Source organism: Gimesia chilikensis (assembly GCF_008329715.1).
Taxonomy (GTDB): domain Bacteria; phylum Planctomycetota; class Planctomycetia; order Planctomycetales; family Planctomycetaceae; genus Gimesia; species Gimesia chilikensis.
Map to the genome: position 1 here is coordinate 270,980 of NZ_VTSR01000009.1, position 25,263 is coordinate 296,242.

At 52.6% G+C, this 25,263-nt stretch carries 16 protein-coding genes; 8 read left to right on the forward strand and 8 right to left on the reverse strand.

Annotated features, from left to right (window positions below):
- Positions 1 to 6: 6 nt before the first annotated feature.
- The 3 genes from FYZ48_RS14315 to FYZ48_RS14325 form a co-directional block, all read right to left on the reverse strand.
- Positions 7 to 6,591, reverse strand: coding sequence for a hypothetical protein (locus FYZ48_RS14315; protein ID WP_149341486.1), 6,585 nt, complete (start codon positions 6,589 to 6,591; stop codon positions 7 to 9).
- 83 nt (positions 6,592 to 6,674) lie between these two features.
- Positions 6,675 to 10,028, reverse strand: a complete 3,354-nt coding sequence (locus tag FYZ48_RS14320; RefSeq protein ID WP_187782026.1) for a hypothetical protein — start codon at positions 10,026 to 10,028, stop codon at positions 6,675 to 6,677.
- 278 nt (positions 10,029 to 10,306) lie between these two features.
- Positions 10,307 to 11,083, reverse strand: a complete 777-nt coding sequence (locus tag FYZ48_RS14325) for an inositol monophosphatase family protein (protein ID WP_145037269.1) — start codon at positions 11,081 to 11,083, stop codon at positions 10,307 to 10,309.
- 629 nt (positions 11,084 to 11,712) lie between these two features.
- On the opposite strand from FYZ48_RS14325, the gene FYZ48_RS14330 reads away from it, so the two are divergent.
- The 7 genes from FYZ48_RS14330 to FYZ48_RS14360 all read left to right on the forward strand — a co-directional run bounded on the left by FYZ48_RS14330 (position 11,713) and on the right by FYZ48_RS14360 (position 18,727).
- Positions 11,713 to 12,282: an A24 family peptidase gene (locus FYZ48_RS14330; RefSeq protein WP_149341490.1), complete on the forward strand. Its 570-nt coding sequence runs from the start codon at positions 11,713 to 11,715 to the stop codon at positions 12,280 to 12,282.
- 53 nt (positions 12,283 to 12,335) lie between these two features.
- On the forward strand, positions 12,336 to 12,752 hold the full coding sequence (locus tag FYZ48_RS14335; protein ID WP_149341492.1) for a TadE/TadG family type IV pilus assembly protein: 417 nt from the start codon (positions 12,336 to 12,338) through the stop codon (positions 12,750 to 12,752).
- Positions 12,753 to 12,883: 131 nt separating this feature from the next.
- Positions 12,884 to 13,999: a Flp pilus assembly protein CpaB gene (gene cpaB / locus FYZ48_RS14340; protein ID WP_149341494.1), complete on the forward strand. Its 1,116-nt coding sequence runs from the start codon at positions 12,884 to 12,886 to the stop codon at positions 13,997 to 13,999.
- 59 nt (positions 14,000 to 14,058) lie between these two features.
- Positions 14,059 to 15,327, forward strand: coding sequence for a hypothetical protein (locus FYZ48_RS14345; protein WP_149341497.1), 1,269 nt, complete (start codon positions 14,059 to 14,061; stop codon positions 15,325 to 15,327).
- Positions 15,328 to 15,342: 15 nt separating this feature from the next.
- Positions 15,343 to 16,704, forward strand: a complete 1,362-nt coding sequence (locus FYZ48_RS14350; RefSeq protein WP_145181177.1) for a CpaF family protein — start codon at positions 15,343 to 15,345, stop codon at positions 16,702 to 16,704.
- 2 nt (positions 16,705 to 16,706) lie between these two features.
- Positions 16,707 to 17,573 (forward strand): type II secretion system F family protein, encoded by an 867-nt coding sequence (locus FYZ48_RS14355; protein ID WP_149341499.1) that lies wholly within the window; start codon positions 16,707 to 16,709, stop codon positions 17,571 to 17,573.
- A gap of 44 nt (positions 17,574 to 17,617) precedes the next feature.
- A complete protein-coding gene (locus FYZ48_RS14360) occupies positions 17,618 to 18,727 on the forward strand; it encodes a type II secretion system F family protein (protein ID WP_149341501.1) in 1,110 nt (369 codons plus the stop codon).
- A 102-nt stretch (positions 18,728 to 18,829) separates the two neighbouring features.
- Here FYZ48_RS14360 and FYZ48_RS14365 read toward each other — a convergent pair whose 3' ends face one another.
- Positions 18,830 to 20,143 carry a Gfo/Idh/MocA family oxidoreductase gene (locus tag FYZ48_RS14365; protein ID WP_149341503.1) on the reverse strand — a complete coding sequence of 438 codons (1,314 nt, stop codon included), beginning with the start codon at positions 20,141 to 20,143 and terminating at the stop codon, positions 18,830 to 18,832.
- Positions 20,144 to 20,333: 190 nt separating this feature from the next.
- On the opposite strand from FYZ48_RS14365, the gene FYZ48_RS14370 reads away from it, so the two are divergent.
- Positions 20,334 to 21,083, forward strand: a complete 750-nt coding sequence (locus FYZ48_RS14370) for a zinc ribbon domain-containing protein (RefSeq protein ID WP_149341505.1) — start codon at positions 20,334 to 20,336, stop codon at positions 21,081 to 21,083.
- Positions 21,084 to 21,093: 10 nt separating this feature from the next.
- On the opposite strand, the gene arsC is transcribed toward FYZ48_RS14370, so the two are convergent.
- Genes arsC through FYZ48_RS14390 form a run of 4 tightly spaced genes read right to left on the reverse strand, consistent with a single transcriptional unit; the run spans position 21,094 to position 25,232 of the window.
- Positions 21,094 to 21,435 carry an arsenate reductase (glutaredoxin) gene (arsC, locus tag FYZ48_RS14375; protein ID WP_149341507.1) on the reverse strand — a complete coding sequence of 114 codons (342 nt, stop codon included), beginning with the start codon at positions 21,433 to 21,435 and terminating at the stop codon, positions 21,094 to 21,096.
- Entirely contained in the window at positions 21,432 to 22,814 is a 1,383-nt protein-coding gene (locus FYZ48_RS14380; protein WP_187782027.1) for a sulfatase-like hydrolase/transferase, read from the reverse strand. Before FYZ48_RS14380 ends, arsC begins: the two co-directional genes overlap by 4 nt.
- Positions 22,815 to 22,831: 17 nt before the next feature.
- Entirely contained in the window at positions 22,832 to 23,665 is an 834-nt protein-coding gene (locus FYZ48_RS14385) for a sugar phosphate isomerase/epimerase family protein (protein WP_149341511.1), read from the reverse strand.
- A 28-nt stretch (positions 23,666 to 23,693) separates the two neighbouring features.
- Positions 23,694 to 25,232: a DUF1570 domain-containing protein gene (locus FYZ48_RS14390; protein ID WP_149341513.1), complete on the reverse strand. Its 1,539-nt coding sequence runs from the start codon at positions 25,230 to 25,232 to the stop codon at positions 23,694 to 23,696.
- Between the last annotated feature and the right edge of the window lie 31 nt (positions 25,233 to 25,263).

Below are 25,263 nucleotides of genomic sequence, written 5' to 3' on the forward strand. Positions count from 1 at the left end.
GGACGCTTATTCTTGAGCGCTGGGAATTCCCGTAGAACTGGCTACGGAATGATTTGATTCCTGGATCTCCGGTTCCCGGTCGCGATATGCCATCAGAACCGCCGTGGCTAAAATAAACAGTCCCAGATAAACGGGTGAGAGGAAGAATAGCCAGATGGCTCCCAGCACCAGCAAGGCAACTGCGGGGTGCAGATTCAACCAGTCAGCCGAACGAGACTGCACACATCGCCCCAGAATCGGCAACAGGATCAGCAAGCCCAGTCCTCCCAGGATGAAGTTGAGATACAGATTCGGGATCACCCAGGCTGAGAGAGGAACTGTGTCGGAGTCGCTGTTCAGTGGTCCGGCATAGTAACGGATCTTACTGGCCGAGACCGGCTCCAGTTTCTGGTGAAACTGACTGACGAAGGAATCGGGGGCCGATCTGGCTTTCTGGTCAGAGTCCACGTATTGCCTGAGGAAAAAGACCCGTTCCCGTAAATCGGCAAAGCGGTTTAACTCGTCGCTGACAGCATCCCGCTGCTGTCGAGAGTCGGTCGCGATTGATTCCAGCTCATTGTATTCGCGTGAAATGGAATCCCAGGTTTCGGGAGAGATGAAGCCATCCTCTGAGAGTTCCAGTTCGATTCCGGCAATTTTGATTTGAGCTTCGAGCTTGTCTGCATAATAGGTAAACGGGTTCACATAGTCGGTTAGAAACGTGCGGTGATTTTCTGAGGTTACGATTTTGACCAGATTCTGATCCACCGGGAAGTTAACCGGTCGTGGTGTCTCCAGCCAGACATGATCCACGAAATACTCATGCTCAATCTGATACGATTCCCAGAACAATGTGATGTTATAAAACTGCGGTCCCCCATTGAGGGGAATTTCCAGCGTTCCGGTATCCTGTTTAAGCGTTGTATCGTTTTCGCCGTTAATCAGTACGGCCATCAGTTTGGTTTTACCCGGCCAGGTGAGAGTGAGTGCACGGCTGGTCTGGTTAAACAGTCTGATATGCGTCAGTCCGTGGACGAAATCCTGATTGCTCAGGATGATTTCCGTTTCCATAAAAGGAATGGACTCTGCATTCGCGACTCCTTCTTTCTGGTTTTCAGGAGTCAGCCGCCAGGGAAGCTGGGTGGTAGAGAATACTCGATTACAGTCGAAGTGCGGTGCTGAATCACAACGGGCCTGAACCCAACGTGGTATCTGGTCAGCTGCTAATGGTTTCCGCAGTTTTTTGTCTGCCAGCTTAAACTCCTGATTGTCAGACAGCAGCAGATAGTGATTTTGTCCCTGGGCATTCTCCAGGATTACGGGAGGAATTGTGAGTTCTCCCAGAGGTTTAATAATGGTTCCCCGGACGGTGACTGTCTTTTCACGTGTCGGAGAACCAGTCGGATCCAGTTCAACACGCTGGAGTCCATCAGCCATTTTGTCGAGCAGTTCAAAAGGCATACCGTCCAGTGAAAATTCATCGCCATACTCAGCGGGAATCAGGATCTGCGGTTTCTGAACCTCACCCACAGGTTGAGTAAATCTGAGTGTCTGCGTCAATTCCATCCGATGATCTTCCAGAGCATCTACAATGGTCAGGGTATCAACGGTTGTCACCGAATTACGCGGCTTGAGCGAGAGTTGAATCGGCCCCGAGTCGGAATTCAGCATCTGATAGCGGCCTACCAGAGTCGAGTGTTCTGCGGATGCAGGCTGTGGTGCCTCGTCCTGCAGAGTTCGATAATTGGATGAAACCAGTTTCACATCAACCTGAGGCTTTTTGAACAATGTCAGAATTGAGTCATCAACGGTTACATCTACAATCTGAATATTGGGAATAGACATGCTTCCCATCTTCCGAACCGGCAGCCAGCCTTTGAGTGTCAGATCCTGCAAACCGGATGTTTTATTTTTGAGGAACAGCGTGATGCGGTTGCCGATACGATGCCAGTGTGCCAGACGTTCCACATCTTCTTCTTTGACTGAGAGGGATTCAATCCGCAGGGCCTCGGGCACGATCAGGGTATGCCGGAATGCCGGTGCCTGGCTGATGCGCAATTCTGCAGCAAAGGTCCAGTCGATGTTCTTCTGATTTACGACCAGCGACTGATTGACCCGTGCTGATCGCTGTGGATTTTTGGGGATCAGCTTCAATGCGATCTGGGCAGGCTGGTTGAGCTGAAACAGCAGAGCGGAAGACTTGAGAATACTGCTTTCAATCTGTTTACTGGGCGTCTTGGACGAAATCGAAAGCACCCCTTCGGGCAATGCCCCTGCCTGTTCAATATCGAACTCAGGGCCAGTTCGGACGCCTACCTGCCAGGAATTGATTTTGATGGTGGCAGATTGCGAGTCCAGCTTGCCAGAGCTGAAATCGAGTGGAGGCAGAGTGACGGAGTCTAATCCATAATTGACGGGCAATTCGAGTACCGCATCGACGATGAACTCTCCTTCTTTCGATTCCGACAATTCAAGCAGCAGTTCTTCCTGCTTACCATCTTCAGATCTGGTGATGGCAGGCGTGACTGTCATGCCCGCTACTTTGATGCTGCGGACAATTGTACCTACGGGTAGTTTCCAGAACAGGTAATCGACTTTTCCGTTCAGCACATTGTATTTCACCTGCACATCCATGCGAATCAGTGACGGAGAAATATCGGCGTTGGTCAAAACCGATGCTGACAGATTCAAGGGGCTGACCTCTGAGTCCCGGTTATTAAACCACTTCAGCTTGAGTTGCCTGTTTTCTTTGAAGAAGGTAGAAAACTCTTTCTTTCTCCCCAGCTGATAACGTGAAATCCCCGTTGATTCAAAGAGTTCGACGAGTTGAACCGGTTCGTGAAACGCACACACAAAATCATTGGTGGCTACAGGCGGAATCGCCAGTTCAAACTGTCCGCCATTTGCACTGAACCTGACTGCGGGATGCAGCGTCAGTTCGATCTCATGTTTCTGATAGGAATAAGGCAGTACAGGTCGAACTGCTTCTACAGGCCCATCTGATGCTGACCTGGAATTTGTTGCAGGCGGGACTTCATTATCAACCGTTACCAGAATACTCTGACCATCAGCCGCCAGTAACACCGGAACCACCTTACCGTCAACGCGGCAGGATTCCGGTCCGCTCAGATTCCCCCCCTGAATGGGGAGTTGAATCTTCACCTCCGTACGTTCCGAGGGAATTTCAACACTGAAGCGGGCCTGGAGTGTTAACAGCTGATTATCCTGAATCTCCCCCTGGTAATGAGCCGCTGAGAGAAGATATTGCGGCTGAGCAGCTTCATTGACGAAGTTTTCCAATACCTGCAGCAGTTGCGGACTCAGATAGGCGTAAGTCTCGCGCGACGTATCTGAGGATTCCGGTAACAGAACCATTTCATTCAGTGTAACAGTGCGGCGACTGTCTAATGTCTGGCCAGGTCCTGCCCCATTCTGAGCATGAGCGATCGCTACGGAATAGCCCAGTACGACAAACAGCAGCAGCCGGGCAGCGGAATACATTGATGACAGAGGTTGCTCGTAGGCTTTCGTACTCTGATCTTCAATCGGTTTGACGATTTCCTGTCTAAGGAACCGGCGGGGAATCAACATCACGATCAACAGACCGGTAAAGCAACTCCCCGATATCTGGGCCAGTGGGTAAGACAGGTTCCAGGAAAGCAACAGAGCACTCAATGCCACCACGATACAGATTTTATCCCGTAAACCAACGCGGAATATTCGCAGCAACAATCCGCAGAACAGAGTTAAAAGCAGCATCATCCAGGAGAGAATCCCAGATTCCGTGATATTCGTTGTCTCCAGAGTACCGAAGCTCACCGGAAATAAGACCAGGGCATTCCACTCAGTCCCTTCAGTCGAGTTTGCGGTAGACTCTCTACCCAGCACTCCCAGAAAGCGGCGAGTTAATGATTCAGCCGGCAGAGGTTCCTGCAGCACCATATTTACTGGTCCACTGAGCAGGCGGATTCCTTTGGGAACGATGAAATTCCAGTCTGTCTCCAAGACTCGTTGATTGATCTGCGGGAATGGAATCTGTCTGGAAGCGGTCAACTGGTTTTCCGGTGCCTGGGTCTGGTAGTGAATCGTAATTCGATACGTGTCCAACTGGTCGAACAGCGGAACCAGAAACTGGCCTTCTGCCTCGATCGGTGTGATGCGGCGATCGTTGACAGAAGTAGAGATCAGTTTTACCGCAGCCGGAAACCGGAACAGAAATTTATCTTCAAATGTTTTGGACAGATCCAGTGTAATCGTAGCCTCATGCACGTCCGGTTCGCCATTCCCGTGCCCCAGCCGGGAGTCGATCACGAGTGTAGCGGTTCCCTGCTCGAGTGCGTTCTCTGGCAAATCGGAAGCCCGGGTAATCGTCAGAGATCCGAGAGGCTGCTCGTAGTTCCATTCATAGTTTCGCTGATTGCGCTGGTTACTGGTTCGTTCCTGTGAATCCGGAGGAAGCAGAAGCCCCTCCGTTTTCATACGCAGATTGAGTTCATTCGAATTGAGAACCCGCACGACTCCCTGGAACGGCTGAGCCTGCGGTGCGAAGACCAGAGAAGCACGCACGTTTTTACCAAACGGTCGCTGACGCTCTCCCCGTATTTCGATCTCTTTGAATACAGGAGCCGTAAAAGAGAGCTCCCAGAGTTCTCCCAGGTTGGGGAGATACCATTTCTGATGTGCAGAGACTGGCAGTTTTTTGATGGAGAGCCTGGTTTGTAATCCACTGCTGGCGGGTAAAGTCCATTCCACTGGCGGACCAGGTTCAGACAGATAAACCAACACCCGCTGAATCCCGCCAACCGGAGGCAGACAGTTCAGAATGAAGTTTTCCTGGATCGACTTGTCATTCAACGCGATATAGGAACTGGCAACGACTTCAAACTTCTGTTCCAGATCGGAACGCCTCAGGCTTCCCCAGTGAGTTCCAGAATAAGGAGAGAGATGGAAATAACGGGAATCGTCCTGATTCACGGCCGGAAATTTCCAACTGGCAGGCAACTCTGCGGTAGTCAGTTCCTGCACTTCCTTATCGGGCTGAAAGAGCAAGGCGACCTGTTCGGGAGCAGAGATTTCCAGAACCCGATCCACGCTGTAACATCCGAGCGGTTTGACGCCAAACAGATTCATGTTGCGGGTTGCAACGGGAACCAGCCTGCGAGCCTGGATCTCCAGTGTGTACGGTGCTTCGGGTGAGACAGAGACGGGAAGTCGTACGCTCAGTTTCTGTTGTTTTTCACTTCGTTCCACGTCCCAGACCAGATTCCCTGAACTGCTTTCTGCGGGACTACTGACCTGGGTAATCTCCCAACCAGCGGGAATCATAGCTTCCAGCCGATACGTGGAACCAGCGGCTGAAGACCAGTTAATGCGTGTTTTCAAACGCCAGCTTTTCTCTTCGATCTGCACCAGGCTGTGCACTTTAGCCGACAGGTTCAGATCAGGGAGGGCCAGCTGATAAGAAAGTCTGGCGTCGGGGGAATACTGTTTAAAATCGTAGGCTTCCCCCTGCTCGTCCTGAATCAGGACACCGGTCTGCCTTAAATCGGATGAGCGAATCGCATGTGTTTCCAGGGGCGATGAGATATCCAGGTGAACGGTTCCCCCCAGGAAGTGTGCCTGCTTTATTTTCAGTCGTGGAATTTCGATCTCATTCTCCAGCGAGGGAGAGCTCAGCGCCCGGATTGACAGGGGGCGGCTGATCCCCAGCAGCGGATCAATCAGATCGACAACGACCAGTTGTTTCCCCTGTTGTTTTTTGACCTCAAAGGGAAGAGAAAGATCGTTACCCAGATTCACCGAATAGATCTCGTATTCGGTGGGTGCCTCGAATTCGAGCTTTTGGACCGGGGTATTAAGAACTTCAATCTGAAAATCTTCTCTGAGCCGCAGACCGTCTTCGCGAACTCCCACTTGAGCAAACTGGTGATACAGTATCTGCTGTGGTGCACTTTGCGGCTTCTCCGCCTGATGGACGGTCACTTTGAATGCGGATTGTCCCCCCAGTTCGATCTGCCACAAATCGTATTGAGGGTCGTCTGCCTTTAAGGGACCACTTACGTACCCCACAGTAGTGGTCAACACTTTCCCCCTGGGAATCTTTAAATGAACCTGTGAAACCACCGTTTCCGGAAGTTCAAACTGAAATTCCGTACGCAGCGGTTGCTGCCTGCCCTTAAGACTCCAGCTGCCCGTGAGATCTTCACTGAAGTGATCGACGAGCAGTAAGGTGCGCTGATCGGGGGCCAGTCCCCAGACCGCCTGCTGATTTCCCCATTTAAGTTCATGAACCGCCAGATTCAAATGCGAAAGATCGATAAATCCCGGCTCATTGCGGGAGCAATGCATCACCCAGGTCAACTGCCCGTCCACCAGGTGATCCCCCTTCAGCGTGGCTGTATATGTCGCCTGCTGGATCCAGGAATTGGGGGGCGTATTCTTTTTCTTCAGGGCTGCCGCTTTGAGGGCTGCATACTTTTTGAGTGGTACCGGATACCAGTTGCCTGCCGGCCAGCGCGAAGGGTCCTGCCCGGGCACCGTGACTTCTCTGATCCGTGCCAGGGGAGAAAGGTCGACGGTCTGTGGTTCAGCAGCGGGTAACTGGTTCAGCACCAGAACACTGCTGAGTATGGTAAACCACATCCAGAACCGGGGGATGCGCAAGCGCTCGCTTGTAAAAACAGATCGAACCGCTGTCATCGGTTCGCCCCGGCTTCCGAGGAAGAGACGGGTTTGTCCACAATTTCAGATCCCGGACGCACTGCTGTAATATCTTCCGGATCGACCTCGGAAGGATGAATTCGCTCTGAGAAGGAAGGCGGCGGAATAAAGTCACTTGGTGCCGACATCGTGAGCAGTCTGGTCTCCTTGCGTTTGCGGGAAGTCCCGTTAATCAGAGCAGCCACAATTGCCAATAGTAAACCGAACACGGCAGGTTGCAGCAATACTTCCACAGGAGCGGTGTACCAGAGGGCAACTGCAGAAACGACGGTGGTCATAACCAGAAGAACCAGCATGCTGCGTAATACGGAGATACTCATCAGGATGAAGCCGAGCAGGAGGGCTGTTCCGGCTCCGATGAAGACGATCATCGAACGGGACAATGCCTGAAACTGCAGGCTCGTGGCAGGCCCCAGCCGATAGAACTGATAATGGTTCACGCCGAGGAAGTCCTGTCGTTCGGGTGGTGTATTCTTCAGTTTTACCGGAATCTCATCTTCGCCTGCAAATTCGCGTGACCAGAAGACTCCCTGGTGAACCCAGCTGAACTGTGGAGTATAGCCGCGGGGAATTGTAAACAGATGCTCGTTGCTGGGCAGATTGACTTTCCAGAACGTCTTCTCCACCCAGAGATTATTTACGAATTCAGGAGCGACAACCGACAGCGGACTGAATTGAGAATCGCGCTGGTGCCGCGTTGAACCGTAGTCGATTGTCAGGATATGAGGAGTGGTTTCTTTTTCCTTGGGTGCAGGCAGCATCAGCTGAAATTCGGTTGACTGCCCCTGCTGTACCAGGTTCTCTGTGACTCGCTGATTATTCCACCAGACCGCTTCGATTTTGATGCCCGCGTTCTCCGGCAGGCGAAATGCCAATGTGCGTGGAGATACAGGAAACTGATACTGGGCCCGTGCCAGATATGATCCAGCGGCATCCAGGCTGCAGTCAATCCAGGCCTGGCTGATCGAGTAAGAGAATAATGAACCGGTATCACTTTTTTTCAACTTGAGGCTAATGTCAGCCTGGGGATCGACGGCTCGCCAGAAGGCGATGTTATTCATTCCCAGTTGCTGCTGCCAGGCGTCATTCAGGCTGGAGACTTCCAGGTACTGTGTATCTTCCTCATTGGAGAGAGATAACTCAAACTGACTTTCCGTAAATGGAACATCATCAGAACGAATCAGAGGTACGTTGAGCTCAGCCTGGGAATCCTGGGGCAGAAGATAGACGGCCGTAATTTTAACGGGGCCCAGCTGTTTGCTGCGAAGAGAGAGCCGGGCATTTTGTACCGGATCGGTATCGTCCGAGGTCCAGGTCGGAACCAGTGGATTCTGTTCGTTATCCAGGTAGAAGTTGACCCGGTTCCTCAGCGCCTGTGGGACGCGGAGACGGATTTCGGAGAGGGGATCGTATTCGATCTGATATTGTATTTCCTGTTCGACCCGAATCTCGGAACCATCAAGTTCCAGAAGGGCGTTGCTGTTGGCGGTGATCTGCTGATTGTGAATCGAGACGATCGCTGAAAACTCATTGGGGCCCGGCTGGATCTGGTATTCAGTCTTACGCAGATTCTGAACTTCTGCAGGCAATTCAAACTCTTTGAGTTGGGCTGAGGGAGACGAGATCACCTGCGTTTTGGGAGCCGGTGTCAGGTCGGTCACAACATTCGTATCATTGGCGATGACCAGTGAAGTGGCTGACAGGCTGGGTGCTTTGATTTCGGGTAAGGTAAAGCTGAAGGGTTCACGGTCAGCAATCACGGGACGTCGAGCTCGAAACGTGATTTCGAAAGTTCCCTTGGATCGTTTCAACAGATTGATATTCACCCGATTGGGCTGTGAGGGATCGACCACGATGGCTTCTGTCAGCGAAGGCTCCTGCATCAGTTCGAGCTCCCAGCCTTCCTCTGTCCGATTGGGCCAGTCGAGCGAAACTTTATCCAGGGCACCCTGAAAGACATTGATCTGCACGCGGGCATCCAGTTCTGCCCGGTTACCAAACATCTGCACGAGGTAAAACGGTTTTGCAGAAAAGTAGGGTTTCACCCGCTCGATATTCAGCGGTAACTGGAAAGGCTGTTTCAGGAAGCGATAGGAACTGTCCAGATCTTTCTGATTGGCTTTGATTTGATATACCGACCGGTTCTGACCTTCCATGCGAAAGATACGATACCCGTCCAGTGTCTGGATATCGATCAAGCCGGTCTGTCGCTTGGCACGGCTGACTTCGAATCCGTCGATCAGGAATTTCCCGCTCTGTTCGGGGAAATCAGTTTCCAGCGTCCACTGCACTTCTATCGGTCCGACCGTGGGCTCAATCAGTGAGACTTCCACCAGATTGTCTTTGATCACTTTATGGCTCTTATAGCCATCACATTTCACATCCAGCAGTCGGAATGATTCGGGAAGTTTGACCTGCACATTTTGAAAACTACCGGTCAGGGCTTTGATGGACTGTGTCGCATTGAGTAATACCGAATCGGTTGTGAAATCAGTCGTGATTAATGTCTCAGCTTGAAGAACCGTATCAACTTTTTTCTCGTCGGGGATTGGCTGCCAGGACAGATCCAACTGTTCCCCCAGGCCGAACAGTTCTATCTGGCTCTGATCGTCATCCAGTGACTTTTTGGAAACGGCGACTCCCGTAGGAACTTCGAGGCTGATCTGGGGCAGTGGAACGGTTAGTTTAAGGTTACTGACTGCGGTCTGGGGTAAGACCAGCTGCAGACGCCGGGAAGGCAGTTGTTGTTTGAGGGACACGCTCAATGTCAGATTGAGTTCGTGAGTTCCCTTGCCTTTGAACCACCAGAGATAACCATCTGTCCGGTTGAAACCGCCCGGGCTCGACTCACCAGCACCGTTATAATTCGTCTTAAGGAAAATGGATTCATTCAGTTTCAGAGGCACGCGGACCCACTGGTCTGCTTCGTTGATCAGGATCACGAGGCGGGCATCAAGAATTGCACGGTCTTCTTTGATGTTCCCCTGCAGCGAAACGGAGGAGACAGCATACTCAGGCGAGGGTGTCGTCTGGGGAGTCTGTTTCTGTTTCAAATATTCCAGAACCTGATCCAGGTTGAGATTGGGCAGTGGTAAAAACTGGCCATCGGCTCCACGAATATAGAGCCCCTGTTGAGTTGCTTCCTCTGCAGCCGGTTTGCCTGTCGGTTCTGCTGCCGAAGGGGGTGTGCCGTTCTGCTTATCAGATGACACAGGCTGGCTGGAATTAGGTAGTGTTCTGTCAAACGCAGGAGAAGCAGGCCGTTCCATAGGCGCAGAACTACCACTCCCTGGAGATTGTGCATGCACGTACTCCAATGGAAGCAGCATGCAAAGCCCGCATAGACCCGCTGCGACTAAGATGAAACGTTTCAGCTGTGACATGTTCGTCAATTGATCCCCAACTTTGGGAGCAGAAAACCTCTGAATCAATTCGACATCAGGCGGCTCCATCCGCTTATGCTGACGAATTTGGTCTGGTCAGCCTGCAACCAGCCCATTTGTATTCAGACGTATACCCTGTGTTATCAGAAATGCTGTTGACCCTTATTATCATACGTCGTCTTTTGGGGACATTAAAGCAGTAATCTCAAAGCTGCCCAAAAAACCTATGTTGTAAGCAATGACTGTAAATCAGAATGAATGTTTGTTCCATTTGTCGCCAGGATACTGGGGTTTTCGATGGTGAAACTGGCATCCTCAATTGAGGTCACCAGGCCGCCCGCCTCTCTGCAGATCAGGACCCCTGCTGCCATATCCCAGGGCTTCAGATTACTGGACCAGTAACCTTCGATACGACCCGCAGAAACGTAACAGAGATTCAAAGCCGCAGATCCGGTACGTTGCAGTGTCTGTGCTGCTGGAAGCACTTTCAGAAATCGATCAATGGAGACATCTCGTCCATTGGTGCCGACAGGCAGACTGGCTACCAGCATGGCCTGATCCATGGAGGGAATGCGGGAAGGTGAAATGGGTGTTCCGTTCAGTTTCGCTCCGTGTCCCTCCAGCGCGGAAAAGAGCTCATCCCGATTGGGATCATAGACCACTCCCAGAATGAGATCTCCCTGATACTCCAGGCCGATGGAGACGCAGTAGTAGGGGAAGCCATGTACGTAATTGGATGTTCCATCCAGAGGATCGATCACCCAGCGGTACCCTGAGTCCCCTTCGTGCCGGGTCAGTCCCTCTTCGCCCAGCATCTTATGATCGGGATAGTGTGTGGTGATATGCTCAACGATCGCTTTTTGAGAAGCGAAGTCGGCGTCGGTGACCAGATCGGCACGTCCCTTTTCTGAAACGCGAAATTCGTTGACCCAGTCCTGCAGACATTTTGCTCCCTTTCGAGCTGCGGTCTCTGCTACCTCAAGCAATTCCGTGGAATGCACTGTTGATCCTTCCGTGAAACACATTTGACTCGTGATATTCTGCGTAAGTGTCGCTATTCCTGACACTGATTCCGTCTGGTCCGTTCAGCAAGCAGGGAAAAACCTGCAAATTCGGTCCGATGATGCGGATCGTACCACTTCAGCGGGTTTTACCTATTTTATGAATCGTACAGCGCAGCGCGAACCGTCAGGATTACGATTTCACAATTCTTTGTGCTCTTCGCGAAATCTTCTCCCCTGACCGGCGGGAGGAAATACCAGTGGAGAAGTCTCAACGCTCATAACGATTTAGGTGACTCATTTCAGTTAGCCAGTGGTCACAGTCGCTGATCCGAGATAACCTGCTTTTGGGAGGCACCTGGATTTAAACAGTGCACAACGGGTTCTCCTGTCTGCGATGATTATGTCGGTTTCAGTGATCGCAATGATTCCCCGGATTGGTGTCGCTTTTTGAAAACAGGCAGAGCGGAGAAGGTGTGGATTTTTTTCAGATTGAAAGTTTCAGGAGAGAAACGTGAGGTATATTTTCAACATCTGCTGTCATGTGACAGACTGGAACTAATACGTATATGAGTTGCCTGAATTGGCAGAAATCCCAAAACCAGACTACTTGATTGAAAAGATAACCGATGGATTTTCCGCTCACCCAATTATCACTGTATGTCATGGCTATCAGCGTGGGGATCTTCACGATCATCGCTGCCATCACTGACTATAAGTCGCGCAAAATCTACAACGTGCTGACAGTCCCCTTCTTTGTGCTGGGAATCGTTTACCAGCTGGCCTTCAATGGCTGGGAAGGACTGCTGTATGGGTTCCTCGGATTCATTGCTGGATTCGGCATCTTCTTTCTGATCTGGATGGCAGGCAGTGGTGCCGCCGGTGATGTGAAAATGATGGGTGCCCTGTCCATGTGGCTGGGCTTCAGAGCAACGATTGCCGTGATGATTGTCGGCACCGTATTCGTGCTGGCAGGAACGCTGCTGGTGCTGTTCTGGAGTGTGGTAACCAAAGGTGCCCGAAAAACCAAAGAGAAATACCTGGCGACCGGGAAACAGTTTAAAGGCAAGAAAAAGAAATACGTCGCAGAGACAGAAAAACAGAAACTGGAACGGGGAATCATGCCGTTCGCTCTGCCCGTGGTTCTGGCGACCTGGAGCGTCACAACCTGGATGATTATCAAAGCAGCGGTTCTGTAAGCCTGCAAAACGGTCACACATAGCCAGAAGAAATTGAGGAAAGCATTTCTGCTATGAGAGTCAAACGCAAACAAAACAAACAACGGCGATTGAAACGTCGCGGATTCCTGAGCATGGAACTGGCTCTGGTTCTGCCGATCTTCGCAATCGTTCTGTTCGCGCTGGTGGAGTTTACGCTCCTGTTTTACGCGCGGGCGGATGTGGTCGAAGCCAGCCGAATCGGTGCCCGCCTGGCAACCATGCCCGGCATCACCCAGCAGAATGTGGAAGCGGAAGTCAAAAAAATTCTGCCTCCTCAACTGGGACAGGGAGCCGTGATTAAAACAGAAATGGGAAAACATTCGGGTGATGTGGTCATGGTGGCGGTAAGTATCCCCATGACACTCGCATCACCCAACCTGCTCTGGCCCGTGGGTTATAACCTCAAGGGGCAGAACCTGTACTCGGAAACAAGAATGATTAAAGAGTAGGCTTCCCTCGGGAACCTGCTCGAAAAGTAAACATTGGAAGAATTCGTAAACCCCTCCGACGAAGTAACGGGAGGGAAAGATTAGAAGCCAGGCGGTTGCCTCGCTGATTTAAAATACGGGAGACTGATCCGGTGAAAAGCCTGACCCCTGCAAAAGTGACTCTGTTGATGTTTGGCGTCTTCGGTGTCCTGATTGCAGCATATATCGGTAAAAGACTGTTGGCAGGAAAAGAAGAAGCTCCGCCAGTGGCAACTCGAAACATTCCCATGGCCATCAGTGAGCTGGAGCCGGGTACCCTTGTCACCGAAGAACACCTCGGTCTGGGTCCGATCGCCATCAAAAACCTGAAGCCGGAAATGATGACTTCGAATAAAGTCATCGTGGGCCGTGTTGTTAAGGAACGCATTCCTGCAGCGACCCCGATTTCCACGAGTCAGCTCTACCCCGCTGGTGAAACACCCCCACTGAAAGTGGAACCGGGCATGCGGGCGATTTCCGTACCGCTCGAATCTTCGGTCGATCTGGTCGATGGCCTGATCAAGCCGGGTGAATATGTCGACGTGCACATGACCCCCAGTGGATTGAACAACGACAGACGCATGAACGGCGGGATGACATTGACCCTGTTTAAAGGGGTGCGAGTGATCGCAATCAACCGCAGTTATACCCAGATCAGTAACTCCCGTCGGGGAACCAACGTGACTCTGGAACTGACGCCCGAACAGGCTAACATCATGATTCTGGCCCGCGACCGTGGTGCGATCACCATGAGTTATACCCCGGAAGGCAAAGGGGATGGTGGTGTAGCTGTCAGCAATGCAGACAAAGCAACTCTCTATGAAATTCTGGGCCTCAAAACCCCTGAAAAGCCTAAAGAAAAAGATCCGCCAGAACCCTTCGTAGTCGAAGGCTACTATGGTACGAGTCGCAGCGTGAACCGGTTTGACCAGAACGGACTGCGGGTCGGTGACTACGACTCAAATATCCGTGGAGGTGGTCGTGGTTTCAATTCAGGCGGCTATCTGGATCCATACTGGGGCGGTGGTAACGGTTCTGACCTGGACAGTGATTCCATCAGTGCACCACGACGTCAGCAGGCACCTCCTGCTCAGAATTCCTATGGACCGACAGCCCAGCAGCAGCAACAGCAGGGACAGGCTCCAGCCAATTATCCGGGTGGTCCAATGCGTCAGCAGGGATCTTATGCCCGCAGTGTGTATCCGCAGAATCCGTCAGTGGGACGTTAAGCGAACCAGCGTCTTGGCTGAAATCTTTATCCTGTTTCCTTAGATTGAATTCGTAACTCATGCGACGTCTTCAGACAATCCGAACTGCGCATCAGCGACGAGGGGTGATCACCCCTCTGGCAGCCGGCGTGCTGCTGGTCGTGCTGGCAGGGATTGCGCTGATCATCAATCGGCTCTGGCTGGATGCAGCGTCTCTGGAAGTGACGACCTGCATCGAAACAGCAGTCCTGGCCGCTGGTCATGAAATGGTTTCGGATGAACTGATCAAGGATCAGCCGGACTATGAGACGTTGATGCAGCGGGCCGAGCATTCTGCCAATGAGGCCCTGAAACTAAACTCAGTTGCGGGCCAGCAGGTCGGCATCAAGTTGACCAAAGATGAGAATTTACTGTTTGGTAAATCGGTACCGGTGGTTGAAACAGGAGTTCGTCGTTTTCTGCAAACAGATCATGAACCGCGGAGTATTCAGATTCAGACACAATCTCCCGGCCGGATTGCCAATCCGGTGGCTGAGTTTCTGTCAGACCTGACCCGTTCCCATGCGGGAACAGCGGGAGCCCAGATTCAGGCCACACTCGACAACCATGTCCGGGGTGTTCGTCCTTTTGAAAACGTAGCGGCCCCCGCATACCCCCTGGCGATCCTGAAAACGGACCCTTCGGGCAAGCATACACAGACCTGGGAACTGCAGATCGATCAGAAACAGGGAAAAGATGAGTACCGCTACGATCCGGAAACCAAAACGGTCTCCAAAGGATCTGACGGCATTCCGGAGATCCTTCTGACGGGGAAACCCCGGCGGGGTGAGATCAGTGATGCCAATATGCAGATTCTGGATTTCGGTTCTCACTTCAATACAGATATCGTGATACAGCAGATTCTGTCGGGACTGACCCGCAAAAACCTGAAGCAATTCCAGGGCGAACTGCTCTTCGATGCCGGTCCGCTGCCCGTGAAGTGCAGCCCGAATATCGAAAATGGTGAGCAGGATGCGTTTCAGGAAATGATCGGCCAGTGCCGCATCTGCTTTTTATACGATCAACTGGAACAACAGTCCGGTTCGTTTGAAGGGACTGCTTTCTGCACCAATATGGTGGGCGGTCGGATAATGGCAGTCCAGCGGCTGGATAACCAGGCTTGTGAAATCATTCTGCAACCTGGTGTGCTGTCTTCACGTTCCGTCGTACTGGCGGCTCCTGAAGATGAGGCCAGCCTTAATCAGCCGGTCCAGAAAATTGAGCAGACTGTGAATAAGGTCGGACAGACTGCCGGCCTGAAAGAATCAAATCAAAACAAATATATTTACAAGCTTTATCTGACCCAGTAAGGGTGGAGATGAATTATGGTTTTACAAAGTGAAACTCCTGTGGCCAATTCCTCTGCGGATTCCCGCAAAGCCTTTCAGCGTCTGAAAACCAGACTGCATCGGCAGATGGTGGATGCGATCGACTTTTCCAAAGCGGGTGAGCTGCCGGAAGCCGACCTGCGTCAGAAACTGCGCGGCCTCGCCGAACATCTCTGCATGCAGCAGGATATCGCACTGGATCAGAAGAACCGCGATATCATGGTGCGGGAGATCCTGGATGAAATTTATGGCTTTGGTCCACTGGAACCTCTGATGAGCGATCCGGAAGTCAGCGATGTGCTGGTCAACGGAGCCGATCGGGTCTTCGTGGAACGCCGGGGTCTGCTGGAAGAGACCGATATCAGTTTTGCCGATGACGAACACCTGCTGCAGCTGATCCACCGTCTGGTGGGACGGGCTGGACGTCGTATCGATGAAGTTTCACCGATGGTCGACGCCAAGCTGCCGGACGGTTCCCGTCTGAACGCGGTAATCCCTCCCCTGGCTTTGAAGGGCCCTACACTTTCCATTCGTCGTTTCCGGACCCAGGCTCTCTTATTTGATGACATGGTTCAGATGGGCTCACTCGCACCGGACATGGCAACCTTCCTGGAAATGGCCGTCAAAGGTCGACTGAATATTCTGATCAGTGGTGGTACCGGTGCCGGTAAAACGACTCTCTTGAATAACCTGAGTCGTTACATCACCAACCGCGAACGTATTGTGACGATTGAACAGACATCAGAACTCCAGCTGCAGCAGCCGGACGTGGTTTCGCTTGAAGCCCGACCTTCCAACATTGAAGGTCAGGGTGAAATCAACCAGCGTGAGCTGTTGAAGAACTCACTGCGAATGCGTCCTGACCGCATCATCGTCGGCGAATCCCGCGGCGGTGAAGTTCTGGAAATGCTGCAGGCGATGAATACCGGTCACGATGGTTCCATGAGTACCGTCCACGCGAACGATACGCGTGACGCCCTGGACCGTCTTGAGTTGATGATCGCCCTTTCCGGGGCAGAACTTCCGAACGCGATTGCCCGGCGGTACATCGCCTCCGCGATCCATCTCTTGGTACACATCACCCGTCTGCCAAACGGGGAACGTAAAGTGATGCGTATTTCGGAACTGATCGGATATCAAAACGGCGAATACATGGTGGAAGACCTGTTTGTCTACCGTATTACCAGTGTTGATCCGGACGGAACCGTGCATGGCAACTTCTATGCGACCGGCCATCAGCCGCTGACTCTGAACTGGTTAACCCAGACCAACTTCAATGAAAATACTGATCTGTTCCATGCCCGGGAACTGCCACTGTCTGGCAGTCAGAACGACCAGCAGAATGAACAGGAGAGCTAATCATGGCAACTGATGCCACACTGAATCCCAGCAGCTCTGCTAGCGCAGCCGATTTCAGCGACATCCTGCGTGACCGGGACCGCTACGCAGTTCCGGATTCGACCCAGTTGAGCAACCGGCTGAACGGCGGTTTTGACGAGTTGATCGTGCACTCCGGCGTACAGGCCAATCCGGCAATAATTCTGTTCTTCTGTCTGCTGAGTTCAGTCCTGTTTGGCGGACTGATCTACATCATTCAGGAAAACTTTCTGTCGACTTCAATCGCCTTTATGGCTGGTGGACTGGCGCCGATCGGCTATCTTTTTTACCAACGTGGACGCCGTCAGAAACAAATTAACGAACAACTTTCCGATATGATTGACGAGCTGGCTCGTGCCGCGAAAACAGGACGCAGCCTGACTCACTGTTTCGTGAATGTGTCTGCAAAGACTCCCGCGCCCCTGGGAACCGAACTTCAGGAAGCTTCCCGTCGACTGCAGATGGGTGTTTCCATGAGAGCGGCCCTGGATGGTCTGTATGAACGGACCGGGGTTGCCAGTTTGAACATTCTCTCGATGGCCCTGATCGTCCATCAGGAAACCGGGGGAGACCTGGTGAAGGTGCTGGAGCGTCTGGCCCGTACCATCCGTGACCGTATGCTGTTCCTGGGACGTCTACGCACCGCGACCGCCGGTAGCCGCGCGACAGCGGTTTTGATGATTTCGTTACCGCCGTTGATCCTCGGGTTCTTCGTGTTACGCGATCCCACTTACCTGACAACCCTGATGGCGTCTGCCTGGGGTCGTGGTGCGACCTTTACCGCTATCGGGCTGCAGGTCATTGGATCCCTGTGGGTCTTACGAGTTCTGAAAACCAGTCAACGTACCTGATTTGAAACAACTGCGTCCTGCCAGAAACTGGCGAGGGTAAGAATATGTTTACACCAACAACCATTACCGTTTTTTATGCACTCTGTGGTGCCATCATTCTGTGGATGCTGTTCCGCATCATCCGCAGACGGCGGAGTCAGAAGCCGGAACAACAACCTGAAGAGGTGGTCGAGACGAAGCCGCAGGAGACTTATTCTCCTTCAGCCTCTTCCTCGAGCGCCGCTCCTGTGACCTGGGAACACCGTCAGTTATTTTCCTCTGACAATCCATATCAGAATGGTCAGGAAGAGGGGCTACCTCCGATCGAAGCCGGTGATGTTCCCTCGATGGGCACCGATGATTATGTCTTCGGGTCGGCAACTCCCGCTTTGTCGGAAATGATGCCAGAATCGGAAGGACGACGAGCCCAGACGAAAAAAGAACTGCAGGCCGCAGGTTACTACCAGCCACATGCCCTGCAGAACTTTTCTGCGATTCGTTATGTTTCCATTCTGGGTACCATGTTGTTCTTCGGAATCCTGCTGCTTGTCGCTCCCGAGCGATTCGAAATTCCGATTTTACTCGGTCTGCTGCTGGTACCAATCCTCGCTTGGGCGGTTCCCTTCCTGTTCATCAGCGGTCAGGCATCTGACCGTCGTAGTGAAATTGAACAGGGGATTCCCGACATGCTGGACATGCTTAACATGTGTGTTTCCCAGGGGATGACCGTACCACACGCATTGAAGAAAATTATCGGGGAACTGGCGAAGGTGTATCCGGCGCTGGCCCAGGAACTGAAAATCGTGATGGAGCAGGCCTCTATCGGCACCTTCACTCAGGCGCTGTCTAACTTCAGTAAGCGTATCGATGTACCGGAAGTCCACTCGTTTGCGGCCCTCTTGATCCAGACCGATCAGATGGGAACAGACGTGACTTCGGCCCTCCAGGAATATAGTGATAACATGCGTGAAAGTCTGCAGCAGCGGGCGGACGAGAAAGCCAACAAGGCCACATTCAAACTGCTGTTCCCGACCGTATTCTGTCTGATGCCTGCGATTTACATCTTCCTGCTCGGTCCCGCGATTGTGGAACTGTCTGACTTCTTCCATTCCGGAGGGAGAGACAGTCTGAACACCACAACCGACATGTTCCAGCAGGTGGGAACACAGCAATAAACCAGTTCGCTTCTGGTGGACTCAAAGTAAAACAGCTTCCTGGCAGTCTCAACTGTCGGGAAGCTGTTTTCGTTTTCAATAATCAGTGGATCTGCTGAGTCATCAGACCTGGGGCAGTTCCCAGTTACGGCGGTATTCCCGTCCCAGCAGTGACTGTGCCTGTTGATTGCCAATGATCTGGTTCTGCAGCGGGTCGAATTCAATCTCCTGCCCCGCCCGGTAAGCGATATTCCCCAGGTGACAGAGCGCACTGGAAACATGGCCGATCTCGATGTCCGACGTTGGCTTATTGCGGGTCTTAATGCAGTCGATGAAATTCCGGTGATGGGTTATCGCCTGATCGCTGGTGCCGGAGGTGGCTGCGTCTTTTTGATCATAGACCTTCCAGCCTCCGCGGTCGACGACCAGTGTTCCCTTATCGCCATAGAATGCGGCAGCCGCGTTACGACCTTCCATTCCATGCACGCTCCAGAGTCGATGCTCCCAGACAAGCGTTTTGCCCGGATAGTGGTATTGCACGACCTGGGTATCAGGTGTTTCCTGATCGTCGTTGAAGAAGTACTTGCCGCCGGAAGAAGAAATTCGTTCGGGTAGATCGACGCCGAGTCCCCAGCGGGCGATGTCCAGCATGTGGACGCCCCAGTTTCCCATTTCGCCAGTTCCGTAATCCCAGAACCAGTGCCAGTTATAATGGAAGCGGTTCGGATTGAACGGACGGCTGGCAGCAGGTCCCAGCCAGAGATCATAATTGACGCCCTGCGGTACCGCGATGTCTTTCTTCCGACCGATCGATTTGCGGCGATGGATAATCCAGGCTTTGGCCAGTCTGACGTCGCCCAGTTTTCCGCTCTGTACGAATTCGACCGCGGATTGAAAATGTGATCCACTGCGTTGATGGATGCCGGACTGGACCACGCGTTGATGCTTACGGGCCGCCTCTATAATTTTGAGGCCTTCGTTCAGATTATGTGAGACCGGTTTTTCTACATAGACGTCTTTACCAGCCTGACAGGCCATGATCGCCATCATGGCGTGCCAGTGATCGGGTGTGGCGATCACGACGCCATCAATTTCGGGATCGTCGAGCACCTTACGAAAATCGCTGACAACTCCCGGCGGAGTCCCCTGTTCTTTTTCGATGGATTTCACGGCAGCCGGAATGACGGCTTCATCCACATCACAGATCGTCTTGATGTGGACATCCGGAAAGGCAGCCATACTGGAGGTCAGAAACTTCCCCTGCCCCCGCATCCCGATCCCGGCGAGTACGACGCGTTCATTGGGAGCGGAATCTGCCAGAGCCATATTGCTGGCCAGTCCCACGACGCCCGCAGCCATTCCGGCTGCATTGCGCGCACTGCGATCCAGAAACTGTCGTCGGTTAACATCCCTTTTCAGAAATTCTTCTACATCCACTTCAAGGCCTCTTGTGTTAACTCTCCAAGAATTCAGAACTTCGGAATTTGTTCCAGATCATGGATTTATTCTGTACTCCGCTCTGTCTATGATTATAACAGAAGAATCAGCATTTAATATCCTCTACTGGGGAAGAGATACTGATTTTCCGCCATAAACTCCTGTTATAACGAACTTTACAGGCAGGGACATGCAGTCTGTAAAAGGGGATTGCAGAACAAAAGGGGCGACGGATCAGAGGCTGAAACCGCAATCTGACGGTCGTTACCAGTTCTACGATATTGATACTGAAAAACATTTGAAGATGCCGATCAAATTTCGCTGCCAGCACTGTGATCAACTCATGGGGATTTCCCGCTCCAAAGCGGGTGATGTTGTAGACTGTCCGACCTGCGGAATGTCGGTACGCGTCCCCGGCCTGGATGGAGAAGTGGTCCCTTTACCTCAGCCCAAGCTGGATCTGCAGGATGCTGAACTGGCGAATGCCCTGGATGAGTTAGCCGCCCTGGGCAGTAATGTGACCCTTGAGAAAAAGCAGCTCGAACTTCAGAGCCAGGCTAAAACATCCACTTCGAAGGAGCCGGTATCTGTTCCTGAAGAAGCGTTTAAGGCGATTCCCGTTAAATCGGTGCAAACTTCCTCTGCCCCCGAACCGGTTGAAGCACCTGCCTCGCACCCGACACCAGAGACGCCCATCACTCCGGTCAGCCAGCAGAATGTGGCTGTGACTGATGTCACGGACGTGAACCATGAAGCAGAGCTGTCTCACCTGGCCAGTCTCGCACAACAGCGGGCATCGAACGTACTGGCCGAAAAAAAGAAGGGAAAACTGAAACGGAGTGCCCGGTTTGAATTACCTACCGGCACCTGGTTCATTCTGCTGCTGACGTTTGGTGCATTGACCTTCGCGATTGGTCTACTCGTCGGCCGTAATCTGTAGACAATATTTCCTACAGTAGTTCTTTCACGTTTTCAGGGGGGCGTCCCAGGACCGCTTTACGTCCCTGAACGACAATCGGCCGTTCGATCAACTTGGGATGCTCCAGCATGACAGCGATTGCTTCATCACGGCTCAGCTCTCGCTCTCCCAGCTTGAGTTCTTTATAGATCGCTTCACTCTTCCGCATCAACTCTTGTGGTTCTATTTTGAGCTTCTTCAGGATGGCATCGAGTTCTTCAGCCGTGGGCGGAGTCTTGAGATACTCGATGACCTCTGGTTCAATACCCGCCTCTTCAATCAAGGCGAGTGTCTGGCGGCTCTTGCCACAGCGGGGATTATGATAGATCTTCATGATGTGCTTCCGGTCTGTTTTGTATTCAGCAGTTCTGTAAACGCAGCCACCGTCTCCGGGTGCTGTGAATGCTGCTCGTAGACGTCCCAGCGATCTGAAGGTTTCTGATAGAGCTGAACTGGTGCTGTCTCCGGAAGGGGATGCGTTTCGTGCTCTGCGACAGAAGGCTGTTGGTTTCGGCGCTGGAGATAATAAAATTCCGGGGTACGAATTGCAACCGCCTCCTCGCTGGCAGCGTGAATGACCGGTTCCGACATGTCTTCCTGACCTGCAATCAGCGCCAGGAGGTCCGTTCCCCCTACCGTATTTTCTGCAGATCCGAGGCTCCACCAGGCTGACAATGTCGCGGGTATATCTGCCGATTGTGAGAGGAACTGGCGTCGGTTCCCCTGCTGCTGATTCCCGGAATCAAATATCAACAGGGGGACGTGCGTGGTTTCTTCGAACAATCCCCAGTCTTCCACGTCTCGTACGGGACCGAGCAACGAACTGCTACCGCGTGCCGCCGTGACGATCAATAAAATGGAGTGTTGTTCTGCGTAATCAAGCAGGGAATCCAGGAAGCGTCCCAGCCACTGATCGAGCAGTGTGACGTAGCCTGCGTAGACGGCCCGCGCCATCCGGCGTTCGTCATCATCCAGATCCCCCCACTCCTCCGGGCTCTGAAACAGGGCGACGACAGCACTAATCAGTTCTTCCCAGTCATCGTCCTCTTCAAGATCAAGGTCATCATCCAGCTCTTCCTCAGAATCATCCTCTTCTGCAGGCTCTAGCGGATGTTCAACCGCGATGAACTCACTCTCTTCCTCTGTATCGTCTCCCTGATCGAGGACTTCATCCAGATAGAGCGTGGCATAGAATTCCGGTGCCAGTGGCAGTGGAGGCACTCCTTCTGAACGAAGCCAGACCAGTTGATCGTCGGGCGATGCCATCCAGTTGGGCAGCTGTTCGAGAGCATTCTGAATCAACTGCGCGAATGGGGAATCCGCTTCGCTGAGTTCATAACCGTTCTTTCCGGTTACCGTTTTTATCTCATCGAATCGATCAAAGAAAGGCTCCTGCTCACGCATGGATGCGGTGCGACCGACATCGGCTTCCGTTTCGAGCAGCAACGTTGAAAGCACGCCTTGTGTTTTCAAATGCGAAACGAAACAGTCCGTTTTTGTTGTTGCGGTATCGTCTTGAGCGGGGACAGTCCGTCCCGTCCACCAGGGAAACGTGTTACCACGAGAGGTGAGATCGTTCGCAAAATGCTGATCGAAGACTACAGACTGGGACGCCAGGCGATCGAAGTTAGGTGTTTCAATCCACTGATGCCCGTAACAGCCCAGCAGAAATGCGGGCAACTGTTCGAAACTGACGACAAAAGCTTTCTTCATTCCCATCTTTGAATCTGTCAGGAGTTGAGCGATTCCACCCACTCTTTACAGCGAGCCGCATAATTGCGAGCATCGTCGGCGGTAACAATACCTTCCGCCTGATGGATGGTGAAGCAGCCATCATAGTCCACCGCATTTAATCCTGCCAGCACCTCGCGAAAATTGATTCCACGACCGCTCTCATCCCAGTAGGGAAGCAACTGAAAAGGACGGTCTCCCAGGCACCAGGTCTCCAGGTGATCGGGCCCGTCCTCAGTAATCACCAGGTTCTGCACATAGACGTTTTTCAGCCAGGGTAGAATCTGCCGCATGACGGATTCGCCATAAGGCTGTCCGCACATCAGCAGGCTGGCCGGTTCATAGATCACGCCAAAATTGGGACGATCAATCTGCTTTAAGACTTCGATCGAGCGTTCCAGTTCCTCGAACAGACAGGCAGGATGAAACTGATGTACCAGCTGCACACCCCGTTCTGCCGCCAGATCGCAGGCCCTCTGGGCGTGTGCAATATCGGACTCCTGTTTGAGGCAGACCCGAACCAGCGGGCTCCCCAGCATTTCGGCGACATGCAGCGTCGGTTCGAAATCCTGCAGAGCCTGCGGGGACTGATCATTATTCTGGGGAATATTCATGTCGGCGGTGATCATGGAGATCCCCAGACCGGCAGCATCGACGATCGATTTCACCTGTTGAAGTTCCTCATCGGAACTCTGCACCCCCACGACGCTGGCTCGCATACAGAGAGCCGCATACCCCAGATCTGCGGCCATCTGCGCCAGTTCCGCAAAGGAGATATTCAATCTGGTTTTGCAGGCGGCTTCCGCGATCCGCACCGAGAGGGAGAGTTTCATCGTTCGTCCTTTAAGATTACGAATGGGTTCAGTTACCTGATTGTATCTCAACGCGTCGCGACACAACAGGTACCGGCAGTCTTCCTGCAGCCCAGGCCTGAGCGGTCTCACTACCGGGATAGGCAGATTCGACTTCGACATGGTACGTCTTCCACTGACCTCCCTGCCCGCCCCTCATCAACTGTCTGGCAATCTGCGGATTCAACTTGACCTTGCGGCGGATTCCGACTTCGGGCAAATACCATTCGGCGTAAGTGCCGGCATCGGTCTGCACCGTGACGTGAAACGTCATTGGTCGAAAGGGTGAGATGTTCTGCAGCCAGCCTTCAATCCGGGGTGGTGCGAGTCGGGAATAAGCGGTCGCCGTCACTTTGACGATCGCCATTTCCTGTTTGTGTTTTTCCAGATGGACTGTCCGGTCTTCGAGCGGCGGCAGCTTGATTTTCTGATTGAGGATTGCCTGAATCAGTTCTACTTTAAACCGGAGCTGCAGCGATTCAGGACGGACTTTCAGAATCTTGACAAAGTCGTCGTAGCGCTGTTTCGGCGAGGACTCCTCGAAGGGTTCCCTGGCCGAAAGGTGCTGGACGTACTTGACATATTCATCGGGGTATTGCGTCACCAGCATCCAGTGCAGTCCCCAGGCATGTACGTAAGCATCCCCGGAAAGGATGCTTCCCTGAAAGACGCCATTGAGGGCCACGACTTCCCCCCAGTTGAGGAGCTTCGCGATACCGGACAGGAGAGCGTAATGCGTATTGATCCGTTCCGGGCTGACGTTGATCCGGTCGCCATCCCCTTCAAAGCCGGTTGCGATTCCTTCCATAAACCAGGTGGGAATCGGAGCCAGGCGTTTGACCACACCGCGATTGGTGGTCTGCAGGTGAATCGCTTCGTGCAGCGGTGTATCAAACGAACTGCATTCACTCATGCGGAGAATCAGGTTATTGGAGATCCCCGAATAGTAAGCGAGCACATTCGACGCGCCGTCACCCAGGCCGGTGGTTTCTTTCGCGAAGCTTTCGAAATCGTCATCCGACTCGAAAATCAGCATGGCCATCGGGAACTCATAATCCTGCAGTTCGATCCCCATCTTCCGCGAATAGGTTTCGAAGATGACGTCCACATTGTGCATGAAGCGTCCCGCTTTTTTCATGAAGGACTCCACGCGGACTTCGGTTCGATCCGAACCATCCAGCGGTGCCGCCAGCACGATGCCAATGACGAATGGCTTTTCGATGTAATAGCGAAACGTTTTCGCGCCGAACTTCTGCTCGAGGTTTTTGGCCATTTGTTCGACGGACAGGGGTTTAGGCGGTGCCTTCAGTTCCCGTTTCTGAATCTTGCCTTGTGGAACAAGAGTCAGCGATCCATCCGGCTTGAGCAGCGCGTGCAGCATCTCGCCTGCTTCTTTTCCAGAGCCGTATAATGTCGCTTCCTCGGTTACTACGGCTCCTTCTTCATTGATGTAGGTAAACACGTCCGCGTGAAGCTGCTGCGCGGTCAATAATGTCGTGAAAATAATCAGGCAGGAATAGAGAGAGAACCTGAAACAAAGCTGTCGCATGAGAAACCTTCCCGTTCGCAGTAATGCTGAA

Excerpts from the sequence above, each read along its gene's own strand:
- FYZ48_RS14335 (WP_149341492.1), top strand. The coding sequence starts at position 12,336 with ATGAGAGTCAAACGCAAACAAAACAAACAACGGCGATTGAAACGTCGC.
- FYZ48_RS14355 (WP_149341499.1), top strand. The coding sequence starts at position 16,707 with ATGGCAACTGATGCCACACTGAATCCCAGCAGCTCTGCTAGCGCAGCC.
- FYZ48_RS14380 (WP_187782027.1), bottom strand. The coding sequence starts at position 22,814 with ATGAAGAAAGCTTTTGTCGTCAGTTTCGAACAGTTGCCCGCATTTCTG.
- arsC (WP_149341507.1), bottom strand. The coding sequence starts at position 21,435 with ATGAAGATCTATCATAATCCCCGCTGTGGCAAGAGCCGCCAGACACTC.
- FYZ48_RS14390 (WP_149341513.1), bottom strand. The coding sequence starts at position 25,232 with ATGCGACAGCTTTGTTTCAGGTTCTCTCTCTATTCCTGCCTGATTATT.
- FYZ48_RS14345 (WP_149341497.1), top strand. The coding sequence starts at position 14,059 with ATGCGACGTCTTCAGACAATCCGAACTGCGCATCAGCGACGAGGGGTG.
- FYZ48_RS14360 (WP_149341501.1), top strand. The coding sequence starts at position 17,618 with ATGTTTACACCAACAACCATTACCGTTTTTTATGCACTCTGTGGTGCC.
- FYZ48_RS14330 (WP_149341490.1), top strand. The coding sequence starts at position 11,713 with ATGGATTTTCCGCTCACCCAATTATCACTGTATGTCATGGCTATCAGC.
- FYZ48_RS14320 (WP_187782026.1), bottom strand. The coding sequence starts at position 10,028 with ATGCTGCTTCCATTGGAGTACGTGCATGCACAATCTCCAGGGAGTGGT.
- FYZ48_RS14350 (WP_145181177.1), top strand. The coding sequence starts at position 15,343 with ATGGTTTTACAAAGTGAAACTCCTGTGGCCAATTCCTCTGCGGATTCC.
- FYZ48_RS14385 (WP_149341511.1), bottom strand. The coding sequence starts at position 23,665 with ATGAAACTCTCCCTCTCGGTGCGGATCGCGGAAGCCGCCTGCAAAACC.
- FYZ48_RS14370 (WP_149341505.1), top strand. The coding sequence starts at position 20,334 with ATGCAGTCTGTAAAAGGGGATTGCAGAACAAAAGGGGCGACGGATCAG.